Source organism: Kitasatospora sp. NPDC059973, assembly GCF_042737525.1.
Classification (GTDB): domain Bacteria; phylum Actinomycetota; class Actinomycetes; order Streptomycetales; family Streptomycetaceae; genus Kitasatospora.
In genome coordinates this window covers 1-13,519 of record NZ_JBHWUI010000199.1, presented here as the reverse complement: position 1 = coordinate 13,519, position 13,519 = coordinate 1, and the positions used below count along the sequence as shown (strand labels likewise).

The 13,519-nt window shown below is 73.2% G+C and carries 11 protein-coding genes and 1 pseudogene; 5 read left to right on the top strand and 7 right to left on the bottom strand.

Annotated features, from left to right (window positions below; genetic code table 11):
- Positions 1 to 186 (top strand): annotated as a pseudogene (locus tag ACFWA9_RS34320) (peptidyl-prolyl cis-trans isomerase); the annotation flags it as partial.
- 13 nt (positions 187 to 199) lie between these two features.
- Here the strand turns inward: ACFWA9_RS34320 and ACFWA9_RS34315 are convergent.
- Positions 200 to 559 carry a nuclear transport factor 2 family protein gene (locus tag ACFWA9_RS34315; RefSeq protein WP_380392621.1) on the bottom strand — a complete coding sequence of 120 codons (360 nt, stop codon included), beginning with the start codon at positions 557 to 559 and terminating at the stop codon, positions 200 to 202.
- Entirely contained in the window at positions 556 to 858 is a 303-nt protein-coding gene (locus ACFWA9_RS34310; RefSeq protein WP_352298031.1) for a muconolactone Delta-isomerase family protein, read from the bottom strand. The genes ACFWA9_RS34315 and ACFWA9_RS34310 overlap by 4 nt, the downstream gene beginning before the upstream one ends.
- Positions 859 to 1,162: 304 nt before the next feature.
- On the opposite strand from ACFWA9_RS34310, the gene ACFWA9_RS34305 reads away from it, so the two are divergent.
- Entirely contained in the window at positions 1,163 to 2,731 is a 1,569-nt protein-coding gene (locus tag ACFWA9_RS34305) for an APC family permease (RefSeq protein ID WP_352298034.1), read from the top strand.
- Between the two features lie 118 nt (positions 2,732 to 2,849).
- Positions 2,850 to 3,110 carry a GlsB/YeaQ/YmgE family stress response membrane protein gene (locus tag ACFWA9_RS34300; RefSeq protein ID WP_329486380.1) on the top strand — a complete coding sequence of 87 codons (261 nt, stop codon included), beginning with the start codon at positions 2,850 to 2,852 and terminating at the stop codon, positions 3,108 to 3,110.
- Between the two features lie 82 nt (positions 3,111 to 3,192).
- On the opposite strand, the gene ACFWA9_RS34295 is transcribed toward ACFWA9_RS34300, so the two are convergent.
- Genes ACFWA9_RS34295 through ACFWA9_RS34280 form a run of 4 tightly spaced genes read right to left on the bottom strand, consistent with a single transcriptional unit; the run spans position 3,193 to position 7,643 of the window.
- The gene (locus ACFWA9_RS34295) at positions 3,193 to 4,533 is read right to left on the bottom strand and encodes a GH1 family beta-glucosidase (RefSeq protein ID WP_352298037.1); all 1,341 of its coding nucleotides are present in this window, start codon (positions 4,531 to 4,533) and stop codon (positions 3,193 to 3,195) included.
- A 35-nt stretch (positions 4,534 to 4,568) separates the two neighbouring features.
- Positions 4,569 to 5,411 carry a carbohydrate ABC transporter permease gene (locus ACFWA9_RS34290; RefSeq protein ID WP_329486379.1) on the bottom strand — a complete coding sequence of 281 codons (843 nt, stop codon included), beginning with the start codon at positions 5,409 to 5,411 and terminating at the stop codon, positions 4,569 to 4,571.
- A complete protein-coding gene (locus ACFWA9_RS34285; protein ID WP_329486378.1) occupies positions 5,408 to 6,328 on the bottom strand; it encodes a sugar ABC transporter permease in 921 nt (306 codons plus the stop codon). The genes ACFWA9_RS34290 and ACFWA9_RS34285 overlap by 4 nt, the downstream gene beginning before the upstream one ends.
- Before the next feature lies 1 nt (position 6,329).
- Positions 6,330 to 7,643, bottom strand: a complete 1,314-nt coding sequence (locus ACFWA9_RS34280) for an extracellular solute-binding protein (RefSeq protein ID WP_329486377.1) — start codon at positions 7,641 to 7,643, stop codon at positions 6,330 to 6,332.
- A gap of 145 nt (positions 7,644 to 7,788) precedes the next feature.
- Between ACFWA9_RS34280 and ACFWA9_RS34275 the strand changes: the two genes are divergently transcribed.
- Both ACFWA9_RS34275 and ACFWA9_RS34270 read left to right on the top strand, forming a co-directional pair.
- On the top strand, positions 7,789 to 9,045 hold the full coding sequence (locus ACFWA9_RS34275) for an ROK family protein (RefSeq protein WP_380392614.1): 1,257 nt from the start codon (positions 7,789 to 7,791) through the stop codon (positions 9,043 to 9,045).
- Positions 9,046 to 9,381: 336 nt separating this feature from the next.
- Positions 9,382 to 11,949, top strand: coding sequence for a discoidin domain-containing protein (locus ACFWA9_RS34270; protein WP_380392611.1), 2,568 nt, complete (start codon positions 9,382 to 9,384; stop codon positions 11,947 to 11,949).
- A gap of 109 nt (positions 11,950 to 12,058) precedes the next feature.
- Here the strand turns inward: ACFWA9_RS34270 and ACFWA9_RS34265 are convergent, their stop codons facing one another.
- Complete coding sequence (locus ACFWA9_RS34265) at positions 12,059 to 13,375, bottom strand: cytochrome P450 (protein ID WP_359803935.1); 1,317 nt, start codon at positions 13,373 to 13,375, stop codon at positions 12,059 to 12,061.
- Positions 13,376 to 13,519 lie beyond the last annotated feature (144 nt).

Sequence of the window (13,519 nt, the reverse complement as noted above, 5' to 3'; positions counted from 1 at the left end):
GCCCTGCTCGCCGTCCACCCGCCGGGGGAGGAGGCCGGCGACCCGGCCCCCGCCGTCCGGGCCGCCGCCCGCCGCGCCGCCTTCGTCCGCTGGCTCGACCGCACCCGCGCCGCCCGGCTCACCCTGCTGCCCGGCCTCGAACACCCCGGCGACCCGGCCCAGCCCGACAACCACCACCGGCACTGACGCGGGACCGCCGTCAGGGCAGCAGCGAGACCTGGTAGTGGGCGATGGACCAGCTGTCGCCCGCCCTGCTCAGCAGGACCCCGAGGTTCACGGTCAGCGTCGGCCGGTCGACGAAGGCGAAGTCGACGGCGAGGTAGCCGAGCAGGAGGCCGTCGGTGAGCCGCCTGGTCTCCAGGACGCGGTAGTCGGCCGTCATCCCGGGCGGCTGGGAGGCGTAGTAGGCGGCGACGCCCGGCCGCCCGACGCTGTACGGGTGCAGGCCCTGGAAGACCGCGTCCTCGGTGAAGCAGGCCGCGACCGCCTCGGGCCGATGGGCGTCGACGGCCGCCTTCCAGCGGTCCAGCACGCCCCGCAGCACGGCGGTGTCGCTCATCGGACGCCCTCCGCCCCGGGGTCGCTCGGGTGCGGCGACAGCGGCGTGACGCGGTCGCGCCGCCAGGCCCGCAGCGGCATGGAGGCCAGGAGCCGCTCCAGCCGCTCCGCGTCGGGCGCGCTGAACAGCCCCCAGGTGCGCCACTCGCCGGGCGAGAGCGGCGGCCGCCAGAGTCGCAGCAGGCTCCCCTGCGCGGCCAGCTCCCCGGCCCGGACGGCCTCCCGGGCCCGCATCCGCGCCACCTCCTCCTCGCTCGTCCCGTCGGGGACGGTGGTCACCATGTCGACCAGGAACTCCATCGGGAATCGGGATCCTCTCGCTCACCCCTCCGCCGTCGCTCGGCTGCTCGGAGTATCGGCGACCACCCCGACCGCACCCGGCACCGCCACGCGGTTCGGCGGCCGGGCCGCCCGCGCGGTGTGCGGGCGCGGTCGGTGAGGGGTGACGCGGCGCCCCGGAGCGGCCGGGGCGCCCCCAGCTGGGCCGCAGGCGCGCAGCGAGCCGGGGAGGGGTGGCGGCAGTATGGTCGGTTCAGGGTGATTTGTCTGACCCCGTGACCGGGCCCGAGGCACTCGGGTGGGTCAGGGGGAGGAGGTGGGACCCATGCCGCACTCCTCCGACGGCCCGGCCCCGGGCGTGGCGCCAGTGGCGACCGGCTCGGGTGCGGGCGAGAAGGGGCTGAAGACCGGTGCGCTCGGTCTGGTCTCCTCGGTCGCCATCGGGCTGGCCTCCACCGCGCCCGCGTACAGCCTCGCCGCGACGCTCGGCATCATCGTGGTGGGGGTGGGGTTCCAGGCGCCGATCGTCACCATCCTGGCGTTCATCCCGATGCTGATGATCGCGTACGCGTACAAGGAGCTGAACGCCTCCGATCCGGACTGCGGCACCACCTTCACCTGGGCCGCCCGGGCGTTCGGGCCGCGCACCGGGTGGATGGGCGGCTGGGGGATCATCGTCGCCGACATCATCGTGATGGCGAACCTGGCGCAGATCGCGGGCGTCTACGGGTTCCGGCTGGTGGGGCTGGACTCGCTCGCCGACAGCACGGTCTGGACGTCGATCGCCGGCGTGGTCTGGATCGTCGTGATGACGGCGATCTGCTACGTCGGGATCGAGATCTCCGCCGCCCTGCAGCGCTGGCTGCTGTCGATCGAGGTGGTGATGCTGGTCGTGCTGTCGGTCACCGCCCTGGTCAAGGCCTACGGCAGCGGTGCGCCCGGCACGGCGGCCCACGTCAGCGCCTCCTGGTTCAACCCCTTCGACATCCCCTCGGCCGGTGCCTTCACGGCCGGGATGCTCGCCGCGGTGTTCATCTACTGGGGCTGGGACACCGCCGTCTCGGTCAACGAGGAGACCGCCGACGCGAAGCGCACCCCGGGGCGGGCGGCCGTCATCTCCACCGTGCTGCTGCTGTTGATCTACACCCTGGTGTCCACCTCGGCGCTGTCGTTCGCGGGGATCGGCACGGAGGGCATCGGACTGGGCAACGAGGAGAACTCCGGGGACGTGCTGTCCGGCCTCGGCGACGCGGTGTTCGGCACGGCGGGCTTCGGCGGGTTCCTCAGCAAGCTGCTGATCTTCATGGTGCTGACCTCGGCGGCGGCCTCCACCCAGACCACCATCCTGCCCACCGCCCGGACCGCCTTCTCGATGGCCGCGCACAAGGCCGTGCCCGCCGCGTTCGGCCGGGTGCACCCCCGCCACCGCACCCCGACCTGGTCGACCGTCGGCATGGGCCTGGCGTCGATCGCCTTCTACGTCCTGCTGACCGCGATCAGCGGCAACGTCCTGGCCGACTCGATCGCCTCGGTGGGGCTCGGCATCGCCTTCTACTACGGCCTGACCGGCTTCGCCTGCGTCTGGTACTACCGGCGGGTGCTGACCAGGAGCGTCAAGGACTTCGTCTTCAAGGGGCTCGTCCCGCTGCTGGGCGGCGTGGTGCTGCTGTACTTCTTCTGCTACGCCGCGTTCGACGTCTACGCGGCCGCCGACTACGGGGCGACCTCGATCGATCTGCCGCTCATCGGCGAGACCGGCGGGGTGACCGTGATCGGCATCGGCGCCCTGCTGCTGGGCGGTGTGCTGATGCTGGTCCAGTGGGCCGTGCAGGGCTCCTGGTTCCGCCACCCGGACGTGCCGGTGAGCGCCGCCGACCCGGTCGACGCGCCGTAGCCTCCCCGGGGCGCGGCCGGCTCGCGGGCGACCCAGGAATGAAGCGGGGCCGGCGGGGCAGGCGGAGGGCGCCCCGGTCGACCGGCCGGGAGCCCGGCCCACAGGGAGGTTGTTCCCCATGACGCTGATCTGGGCGCTCGTCGTCGGACTCGTCGTCGGTCTGCTCGCCAAGCTGGTACTGCCGGGCCGTCAGCCCGTTCCGCTCTGGCTGACGGTGCTGCTGGGGCTGGTGGGCGCGCTGCTCGGCAATCTGCTCGCCTCGGCGGTCGGCGTGCGGCACACGGACGGGGTCGACTGGATACGCCACCTGCTCCAGGTGGCCGCGGCCGCCGTGCTGATCTCCGCCGTCACCCCGGCCTACCTGGGACGGCGCCACTGACGCGGCCGACGGGGCGGTGCGGGGGCAGGGGTGCACCCGAGGGGCGCGGACCGATTCGGTCCGCGCCCCTCGGGTGTCGGCGTCAGCGCCCCCGGTGGGCGGTGATCAGGTCGGCGTAGCGCCGGCCGCTGGTCTTGACCGTCCGCCGCTGGGTCGCGTAGTCGACGTGGACGAGGCCGAAGCGCTTGTCGTAGCCGTACGCCCACTCGAAGTTGTCCAGCAGCGACCAGGCGAAGTACCCGGCCAGCGGGGCGCCCTGGGCGGTGGCCCGGGCGCAGGCGGCCAGGTGCTGCTCCAGGTAGGCGGTGCGCTCCGGGTCGTGGACGCTGCCGTCGGGGCCGACGGTGTCGCGGTAGGCGGAACCGTTCTCGGTGACGTAGATCCGCCGCGCGCCGTACTCGCGGGTGAGGCGCAGCAGCAGCTCCTCCAGCCCGGGGGCGTGCACCTCCCACGGCATGGCGGTCCGCTCGGGGCCGGGGCCGGGCAGCTGGCGGAAGTGCGGGGCGGGGCCGGTCGGGTCGTCGGCGACGATCTGGCGGAAGTAGTAGTTCAGGCCGATCCAGTCCAGCGGGGCCCCGATGAGGTCGAGGTCGCCGTCGCGCACCGGCAGGTCGACGCCGTAGGCCCGCACCATGTCCTCGGGGTAGCCGCGGCCGAGGACCGGGTCCAGCCACCACCGGTTGATGTGGCCGTCGGCGCGGACGGCGGCCGCCCGGTCGGCCTCGGAGTCGGTGGCGGCGGTCACCGGGCTGAGGTTGTTGACGATGCCGATCCGGGCCCCGGCGACGCTCTCGCGCAGCACCTGGACGGCCAGGCCGTGGGCGAGGTGCAGGTGGTAGGAGGCCCGGACGGCCGCGGTGAGGTCGGTCAGGCCGGGGGCCATCGCCCCGTCCAGGTGGCCGATCCAGGCGGAGCAGAGCGGTTCGTTGAGGGTCGCCCAGTCGGTCACCCGGTCGCCGAGCCGGGCCGCCACCGCGGCGGTGTACTCGGCGAAGCGCTCGGCGGTCTCCCGGACGGGCCAGCCGCCGCGGTCCTGCTGGGCCTGCGGGAGGTCCCAGTGGTAGAGCGTCGGGAAGGGCGTGATGCCGGCGGCCAGCAGGGCGTCCACGAGGCGGTCGTAGAAGTCCAGTCCGGCGGTGTTGACCTTGTCGTCGGCGAGCGGCACCACCCGGGGCCAGGCGATCGAGAACCGGTAGGCGTCGAGGCCGAGCCGCTTCATCAGCGCGACGTCCTCGGGCCAGCGCCGGTAGTGGTCGCAGGCGGTGTCGCCGGTGTCGCCCCCGGCGACCTTGCCGGGGGTGTGCGAGAAGGTGTCCCAGATGGACGGTGCGCGGCCGTCGGCGTCCACCGCCCCCTCGATCTGGTAGGCGGCGGTGGCCGCGCCCCAGAGGAAGTCGTCGGGGAGGGCGCTGAGGTCGTTCACGGCGAGCCTTTCGCTCAAGGGGAGTGCGGGGAGGGTCACTTGACGGCTCCGGCGGTGAGCCCGGCGACCAGGTAGCGCTGGAGCAGCAGGAAGCCGGCGACCACGGGCACGCTCACCACCAGGGAGGCGGCCATCACCTGGTTCCAGTACACGTCGCTGAGGGTGGCGTAGCCGCGCAGGCCGACGGCGAGGGTGCGGGTCTCGTCGTTGGTGAGCACGGAGGCGAACAGCACCTCGCCCCAGGCGGTCATGAAGGCGTACACCGCGACCGCCACGATGCCGGGCACGGCCGCCGGGACGATGATCCGCAGCAGCGCCTGGACCGGCCCGCAGCCGTCGACCAGGGCGGCCTCGTCGAGGTCGCGCGGGATGGAGTCGAAGTAGCCGACCAGCATCCAGATCGAGAACGGCAGCGAGAAGGTGAGGTAGGTCAGGATCAGGCCGCCCCGGCTGCCGTACAGCGCCACCCCGGTCGCGTTCCCGACGTTGACGAAGATCAGGAAGAGCGGCAGCAGGAAGAGGATGCCCGGGAACATCTGAGTGGAGAGCACGGTGACGGTGAACAGCCGGCGGCCGCGGAAGCGGTAGCGGCTCACCGCGTAGGCGGCGAGGATCGCGACCAGCACCGAGAGCACGGTGGCGCCGCCCGCCACGATCAGCGAGTTGACCAGGTACCGGCCGAGCGGGATGGTGCGCCAGATGTCCAGGTAGGGCCGGAGGGTGACGGTGCTCGGGATCCACCGGAACGGTCCCTGGACGTCCTGCAGCGGCTTCAGCGAGCTGCTGAGCATCACCAGGACGGGCGCGGCCGCGAAGAGGGCGAGGGCGGTGAGCAGGATCCGGCGGATCCAGCGGAAGGACGCGGGCGGGCCGATCATTGCGCATCCCTTCGGCGCGAGGTGAGCAGCAGGTAGCCGGAGGTCACCAGCAGCAGGAAGAGCAGCAGCAGGACCGACATCGCGGAGCCCGCGCCGAAGTTCCAGGTGACGAAGGAGGACTGGTAGATGTGGACCGAGATCAGGTCCGCCGCCTCCGGCGCCGACCGGCCGAACAGCACGTACGGCGTGTTGAAGTCGTTGAACGTCCAGAGGAACAGCACCAGGACGAGCACCAGGTTGACCGGGCGCAGCGAGGGCAGGGTGATCCGGCGGATCTGCTGCCGGACGCCGGCGCCGTCCAGGGCGGCGGCCTCGTAGAGCTCGCGCGGGATGTTCTGCAGGCCCGCGGTGAGGGTGAGGAAGGCGAACGGCCAGCTGCGCCAGACCGAGACGGTGACCAGGGCGGTGAAGCTGTTGTCGCCGAGCAGCCAGAACGGCTTGTCGTCGACCAGGTGGAGCTGGTCGTGCAGCACGTGGTTGATCAGTCCGGTGTCCCGTTGGAACATGAACGACCAGGTGATGACGGCGGCGTAGACCGGCAGCGCGTACGGGAGCAGGAACAGGGCGCGCAGCAGGCCGCGGCCGCGGAAGGTGTCCTGCATCATGATCGCGGCGGCGGTGCCGAGCAGCCAGGAGAGGCCGACGGCCAGGGCGGTGAAGGCGCAGGTGACCCAGAAGGAGTGCAGCAGGGCCCGGCCGACGGGGGCGTGGAAGTCCACCGCCATCCGGTAGTTGGCGAGACCGGCCCAGGGGGCGGCGGTCCAGTCCCGGAGGAAGAACTGGGTGAGCTGTTTGAAGCTCATCACGATGCCGACCACCATCGGCACCAGGTGGATGAGCAGTTCGAGCACGAGGGCGGGGAGCAGCAGCAGGTACGGCAGCGCGCTGCGACGGGGGAGGAGGCGCTTGCGGATCACTTCACTTGGCCGGCATCTGCTGCTGGGCCTTGGTGAGTTCGGCCTTCACGGACTCGTCGGTGACGGCCTTGCCGCCGGCGGCCGCGGCGAGCAGGTTCTTCACGGCGGTGCCGACCAGGGTCTCGAACTGGCTCTCGTCGGCGACCTGCGGGAGCGGTTGGGCGCTCGTCGAGAGGACGTCGGTGAGGGCCTTGAGCTCGGGGGTGGCGAAGGCCGGATCGGCCTGGGCGTCCTTGACCGGCGGGATGGAGCCGTACGTCCGGTTGAGCTGGGTCTGCTCCTCGGTGCCGGTCATGAACTTGACGAAGGAGAGCGCGCCGTCGGTGTTCCTGGTGTTCTTGAACACGGCCAGGTTGATGCCGGCGACCATCGAGGTGGTGGCGCGTCCGCCGGTGGCGCCGGCCGGGACGGGGACGGGGGCGACGCCGTAGTCCTCGGGGTTCATGCCGTGGGACTTGAGGTTGGCGCCGGCGGCCTGCCACATCAGCATGGCGGCCTTGCCGGTGGCGAAGTCGGTGACGGACTGGTTGTTGGCGTACTCGGCGTTGCCGGGCGCGGCGATCTTCTCGGTGCCGAGCAGGCCGACGTACTGTTTGACGGCGGCGACGGCGCCCGGGCTGTCGAAGGCGGGCTTGCCGGCCGCGTCGAAGAAGTCGGTGCCCTGCTGCTTGGCGAGGACGAAGGCGTGGTGGACGTTCTCGGAGACGTTGCCGCCCTCCAGGGCGATGCCGTGGCGGTCGCCGGTGGTGAGCTTCTTCCCGTCGGCGACCAGCTCCTCCCAGGTGGCCGGGGGCTTGTCGAGGCCGGCCTCGGCGAAGAGCTTCTTGTTGTAGTACAGGCCGTAGGCCATCGAGTACAGCGGGACGGCGGCCGGGTCCTGGCCGGGGGCGCCGGCCGAGGCGAGCGCGGCGGGCAGGAAGCGCTCCTTGCCGCCGATCCTGCTGAGGGCGGCCGCGTCGAAGGGGAGCAGCGCGCCGGTGGCCTGGAGCGAGGCGGACCAGGTGTTGCCGATGTTCAGCACGTCGGGGCCCTGGCCGGAGCTGGTGGCGGCGAGGATCCGGTTGAGCAGGTCGGCCCAGGGGATGACCTCCAGCTTGACCTTGATGCCGGTCTGCTGCTCGAACTTTCTGAGTTCCGGCTCCAGGACCTGCCGGTCGTTCTCCAGACTGGTGCCCTGGTTGGAGGCCCAGTAGGTGAGCGTGCCGGGGCTGCTGTTGTCTCCGCCGCCGGACGTGGAGCCGCCGCCGCAGGCGGTGGCGGTGAGGACCAGGGTGGCGACCAGGGCGGTGGCCGCAGCGACTCGGCTGATGGGCATGACCGATTGCCCCTCTCGGGCGGGGTGGGCGGGTTCGGGTGAAGTGCCTTGATGGAATGCTTACTTCAGGCCGTGATTTAACGTGTGAGAAAAGCTTCCGTCAAGGGTTCGGACAGCGATAGATTCGGATCAGGAGGGAGATGCCATGACCGTGCGAGGCAAGAAGACGGTGCGTGACCTGCGCAGGGGCAGCCGGTCGGCGCTGCTGCGGCGGCTGTACTTCGACGGGCCGCTCAGCCGGCAGGAGCTCGGCGTGATCACCGGGCTCAGTGCCGGTTCGATCAGCAACGTGACCGGCGAGCTGCTCGCCGACGGGCTGATCGAGGAGTGCGGCTCGGTGGAGTCGGACGGCGGCCGCCCCCGGATCCTGCTCCAGGTCGCCGCCGGGCGGGCCCGGCTGGTCGGCGTGGACGTCGGGGAGACGCAGGTCAGGGTCGCCCTGTTCGACCTGGCCCGGACCGAACTGGCCGCCAGCGACCGGCCGCTCTCCGACTGCGGCCACGACGTGGACCACGTGGTGGAGCTGATCCTGTCCGGACTGGCCGAGGTGCTGGAGCGCACCGGCACCGATCCGGCGACCGTGCTCGGCGTCGGCATCGGCGTCCCGGGCATCGTCGACCAGGGCGACCCGGCCCCGGACGGCCTCGGGATCGTCGTGCACAGCCAGACCGTCGGCTGGGAGGGCGTCCCGCTCGGCCGGCTGCTGAGAGCCGGTACCGACCTGCCGCTGTTCGTCGACAACGGCGCCAAGACGCTCGGCCAGGCCGAGATGTGGTTCGGCGCCGGGCGCGGGGTCCGGCACGCGGTGATCGCGCTGTTCGGCTCCGGGGTCGGCGCCTGTGTGATCGCCGACGGCGTGCGCTTCCGCGGCGCCACCAGCAGCGCCGGCGAGTGGGGCCACACCAAGGTGCACGTCGGCGGCCGGCGCTGCCGGTGCGGCGCGCGCGGCTGCCTGGAGGCGTACGTCGGCGCCGAGGCGCTGGTCGAGCGGTGGGGCGCGGCGCCGCCCGGCGGCGGCGAGAAGGCCGGGCTGGCCGCGCTGCTGGCGGCCGCCGAGGCGGGCGAGCCGGCGGCCACGGGGCTGCTGGCCGAGGCGGCGGAGTACCTGGGCGCGGCGATCGCGGACCTGGTCAACCTGTTCAACCCCGAGCGGATCGTGATCGGCGGCTGGGCCGGGCTGCTGCTGGGCCCCCGGCTGCTGCCCGCGATCCGCGCCGCCGCCACCGAGTACGCGCTGCGGTTCCCCCGGGAGCAGACCTCGATCGTGCTCGGCATGCTCGGGCCGGAGGCGGTCACCGTCGGCGCGGCGACCCTGCCGCTGACCGACTTCCTGGACTCCGGCGGGGAGTTCCCGCGTCGCGCCGAACCGCGGGCCCGGGAGGTGCGGGCCACCCCCGCCTGACCTGGCTTCTTTCGCCGATCCGTTGGCACACCCGCAAGTTCACGGTGTGAGGAAAGTCGGCGCGAAGGGTTGACACCCCCGATCGGCAGCCCCGAGACTCCCGGTCGGGGGCGCTCCCCGAGCCCGGACGGCGGGCCGGTGGCGCTCCGTCGGACCTCCGGCGGCCGTCCACCCGTGCCCGGCCGGCCACCACCTGCCGAGCCCGGCCGGCCGACCGTCGACCGCTGACCGCCCGGCCGCCCCGTCGTTCCCCCACGCCCGGTACCTGCGCCGCACCGGGTGCGGGCCGTGGCGCGCGCCCCCACACCCCACTCACCCCCACCGCAGGAGAAGCCCATGAGGCTCGCTTCAGCACGCCCCCGCAGGGCCCCGGCCGCACTGGCCGGCCTCGCCCTGCTCTCGGGCGCCGTCCTGGCGCTGCCCGCGCCGGCCGCCCACGCCGCCGACGCCCTGATCTCCCAGGGCCGGGCGGTCACCGCCTCGTCCACCGAGAACGGCGCCACCCCGGCCGCCTACGCCGTCGACGGATCCACCGGCACCCGCTGGTCGTCCGCGGCGAGCGACCAGCAGTGGCTCCAGGTCGACCTCGGCGCCGGTGCCGCGCTCACCAAGGTGGTGCTCACCTGGGAGGCGGCGTACGGGCGTGCGTACCAGATCCAGGTCTCGGACGACGGATCGAGCTGGCGGACGCTCTACAGCACCACCACCGGCAGCGGCGGCACCGAGACGCTCGCCGTCTCCGGCAGCGGCCGCTACGTCCGGATGAACGGCCTGGCCCGGGGCACCGGATACGGCTACTCGCTCTGGGAGTTCCAGGTCTACGGCGCCTTCACCCCGGGCGGCGCCGACTGCGGCAGCACCGACGCCGCCCAGGGCCGGCCCGCCACCGCCTCGTCCGCGGAGAACGCCGGCACGGCGGCCGGCAACGCCGTCGACGGCGACCCGGGCACCCGCTGGTCCTCCGCGGCGAGCGACCAGCAGTGGCTCCAGGTCGACCTCGGCTCGGTCCGCCAGCTCTGCCGGGTGGTCCTGAACTGGGAGGCCGCGTACGGGCGTTCCTACCAGCTCCAGACCTCGGACGACGGATCGAGCTGGCGGACGCTGTACGCCACCGCGACCGGTGCCGGCGGCACCGAGACGCTCGCCGTCTCCGGCAGCGGCCGCTACGTCCGGATGAACGGGCAGGCCCGCGGCACCGCCTGGGGGTACTCGCTCTGGGACTTCCGGGTCAACACCACCGACGGGCCGACCGTGCCGCCGGTCCAGGGCGGCGGCGACCTCGGCCCCAACGTGCTGGTCTTCGACCCCGCCACCCCCGGGATCCAGGCGAAGGTCGACGCGGTCTTCCACCAGCAGGAGGCCAACCAGTTCGGCAGCGAGCGCTACGCGCTGCTGTTCAAGCCGGGCACCTACAACAACCTCAACGCGCAGCTCGGCTTCTACACCTCGATCGCCGGCCTCGGCCTGAAGCCGGACGACACCACCATCAACGGCGATGTCACGGTGGACGCCGGCTGGTTCAACGGCAACGCGACGCAGAACTTCTGGCGCTCCGCCGAGAACCTCGCGCTCAACCCGGTCAACGGCACCGACCACTGGGCCGTCGCCCAGGCGGCGCCGTTCCGCCGGATGCACGTCAAGGGCGGCCTCAACCTGTCGCCCGACGGCTACGGCTGGGCCAGCGGCGGCTACATCGCCGACAGCCGGATCGACGGCACCGTCGGCAACTACTCCCAGCAGCAGTGGTACACCCGGGACAGCGCGGTCGGCGGCTTCTCCAACGGGGTCTGGAACCAGGTGTTCTCCGGCGTCCAGGGCGCCCCGGCGCAGGGCTTCCCCAACCCGCCCTACACCACGCTCGACAGCACACCGGTCTCCCGCGAGAAGCCGTTCCTCTACCTGGACGGCAACGACTACAAGGTGTTCGTCCCGGCCAAGCGGACCGACGCCCGCGGCGTCTCGTGGGACGGTACCCCGCAGGGCGGTTCGCGGCCGCTCAGCCAGTTCTACGTGGTCAAGCCGGGTGCCACCGCGGCGACCATCAACGCGGCGCTGGCCCAGGGGCTCGACCTGCTCTTCACCCCCGGTGTCTACCACGTCGACCGGCCGATCGAGGTGAACCGGCCCGACACCGTGGTGCTCGGCCTCGGCCTGGCCACCGTCGTCCCGGACAACGGAGTGACGGCGATCAAGGTGGCCGACGTCGACGGCGTCCGGCTGGCCGGTCTGCTGGTCGACGCCGGAGCGGTCAACTCGCCCTCCCTGGTGCAGATCGGGCCGGACAACGCCGCCGCCGACCACGCGGCCGACCCGACCACCCTCCAAGACGTGTTCATCCGGGTCGGCGGCGCCGGCCCCGGCTCCGCCACCGCCGGGATCGTGGTCAACAGTGACGACGTGATCGTCGACCACAGCTGGATCTGGCGGGCCGACCACGGCGCCGGGGTCGGCTGGACCACCAACCCCTCCGACTACGGCCTGCTGGTGCGCGGGGACGACGTGCTCGCCACCGGCCTGTTCGTGGAGCACTTCAAGAAGTACGACGTCGAGTGGTCCGGCGAGCGCGGCCGGACGATCTTCTTCCAGAACGAGAAGGCGTACGACGCGCCGAACCAGGCGGCCGTGCAGAACGGCGCGACCAAGGGCTTCGCGGCCTACAAGGTCGACGACGGCGTGACCACCCACGAGGGCTGGGGCCTCGGCAGTTACTGCTACTTCAACGTGGACCCGACCATCCGGATGGACCACGGCTTCGAGGTCCCGGTCCGGCCCGGGGTGCGCCTGCACGACCTGTCGGTGGTCTCGCTGGGCGGCAACGGCCAGTACGAGCACGTGGTCAACGGCACCGGTGGCCCGACCTCCGGCACCGCCACCGTCCCGTCCACCGTGGTCGCCTTCCCCTGACCGGTCCCTGACCGGCCCTGCACTGACCGGCCCTGCACTGACCGGCCCTGACCTGACCGTCTCCGACCGGCCGTCCCCGACGGTCGCCCCGCAGGCCGGCCCGCCCCGGTCACGCTCCCGCGAGCGTGGCCGGGGCGGGCCCGTCGGGCCGGACGGTGATCCCGTACGCGGAGCCGGTGGGGACGGCGAGCAGCCGCGGGCTGTGCTCCAGCAGGAGCTCGACCAGGGCGGTGGTCTCCCGCACGGCGAACTGGGTGCCCAGGCAGGCGCGGGCGCCGAGCCCGAAGGGGTAGTAGGCGCCCAGGTGGGCGGGCTTGCGGCCGGGGGAGGTGAACCGGGCCGGGTCGAAGCGCTCCGGGTCGGGCCACAACTCCGCGTCCCGGTGGGTCAGATAGGGGCAGACCAGCAGGTCCGTACCGGCCTCGATCCGGTGGCCCGCCAGGGTGTCGGCCTCCGCCGCGTGCCGGGGCAGGATCCAGGCGGAGGGGTAGAGCCGCAGGGTCTCGCTGACCAGCGCCTGCACCGCCTCGCGCCGCCCGGCCGAGCCCTCGGGGCCGGCCGCCAGCGCCCAGGCGCGGGCCCCGGGGTTGCCGTCGAGCAACAGGAAGAGCCAGGTCAATGTGGTGGCGGTGGTCTCGTGCCCGGCGACCAGCAGGGTCACCAGCTCGTCGCGGATCAACCGGTCGGTGTACTCGGGGTGTTCGTCGGCGGCCTCGACCAGCACCCGGAGCAGGCCGTCGCCCGCCGGGTCGCGCCGGGCGGCGTCGATCGCGGCGTGCGCGACGGCGTCGATCCTGGCCAGGTCCTCGGCGACCGCGTCCCGGGCGTCGGCGCCGTCCGCGGGCAGTGTCGGCAGCGCGGCCACCACCCGGGCCACCGAGGCGAGTTCGCGGTCGGTCCGGTCGTCCAGCGGGCGGCCGGTGAGGGCGCGCCAGATGGTGTCGAGGGCGAAGTGCCGCATCTCCTCGCCGAGGTCGAAGCGCTCGCCGGTGCGGGCGTACCCGGCCCAGCGGTCGGCGGCGCGGCGGGCGGCCTCGGCGATCCGCCGCTCGTAGCGGCGCATCCCCGGTCCGGTGAACTGGGACTGCAGCATCCGCCGTTGGCGCTTCCAGGCCTCTCCGGTTGCGGACAGGACGCCCTCGCCGGCCAGCATCCGGGCCCGGTGGGAGCGCTTGACGTAGCGGTCCGGGTGCCGCCCGAGCACGTGCTGCACCGCCTCCGGATCGGTGACCAGCACGGTGGGGGCCGGTCCGAGCCGGAACGCCGCGACGCCGCCCAGCTCCCGGTGGGCGAGCGCGAGCAGCTCGACCAGCTCGGACCCCTCGGCCCGCCACCGGGTGACGGCCTCGGCCGGCAGTTCGGGAACGGGCCGGGCGGCCCCGTCGGCGGGCGGCGGGACGGGGACGGGGTGGGCTTCGGTGGCCACGGCGCTTCTCCTCTGCCGGCACGGTCGACTGCGGGGCGGGGCACGGGCCCCGGCCTGACTGTACGTCAGCGCACGGTCGCCGCGCGCCGCCCTGCCGCCGGGCGTACGTGTTGCGGGCCCCGGCCGCACCGCCGGGGCCCGCAA

Excerpts from the sequence above, each read along its gene's own strand:
- ACFWA9_RS34280 (WP_329486377.1), bottom strand. The coding sequence starts at position 7,643 with ATGCCCATCAGCCGAGTCGCTGCGGCCACCGCCCTGGTCGCCACCCTG.
- ACFWA9_RS34275 (WP_380392614.1), top strand. The coding sequence starts at position 7,789 with ATGACCGTGCGAGGCAAGAAGACGGTGCGTGACCTGCGCAGGGGCAGC.
- ACFWA9_RS34300 (WP_329486380.1), top strand. The coding sequence starts at position 2,850 with ATGACGCTGATCTGGGCGCTCGTCGTCGGACTCGTCGTCGGTCTGCTC.
- ACFWA9_RS34315 (WP_380392621.1), bottom strand. The coding sequence starts at position 559 with ATGAGCGACACCGCCGTGCTGCGGGGCGTGCTGGACCGCTGGAAGGCG.
- ACFWA9_RS34270 (WP_380392611.1), top strand. The coding sequence starts at position 9,382 with ATGAGGCTCGCTTCAGCACGCCCCCGCAGGGCCCCGGCCGCACTGGCC.
- ACFWA9_RS34310 (WP_352298031.1), bottom strand. The coding sequence starts at position 858 with ATGGAGTTCCTGGTCGACATGGTGACCACCGTCCCCGACGGGACGAGC.
- ACFWA9_RS34305 (WP_352298034.1), top strand. The coding sequence starts at position 1,163 with ATGCCGCACTCCTCCGACGGCCCGGCCCCGGGCGTGGCGCCAGTGGCG.
- ACFWA9_RS34290 (WP_329486379.1), bottom strand. The coding sequence starts at position 5,411 with ATGATCGGCCCGCCCGCGTCCTTCCGCTGGATCCGCCGGATCCTGCTC.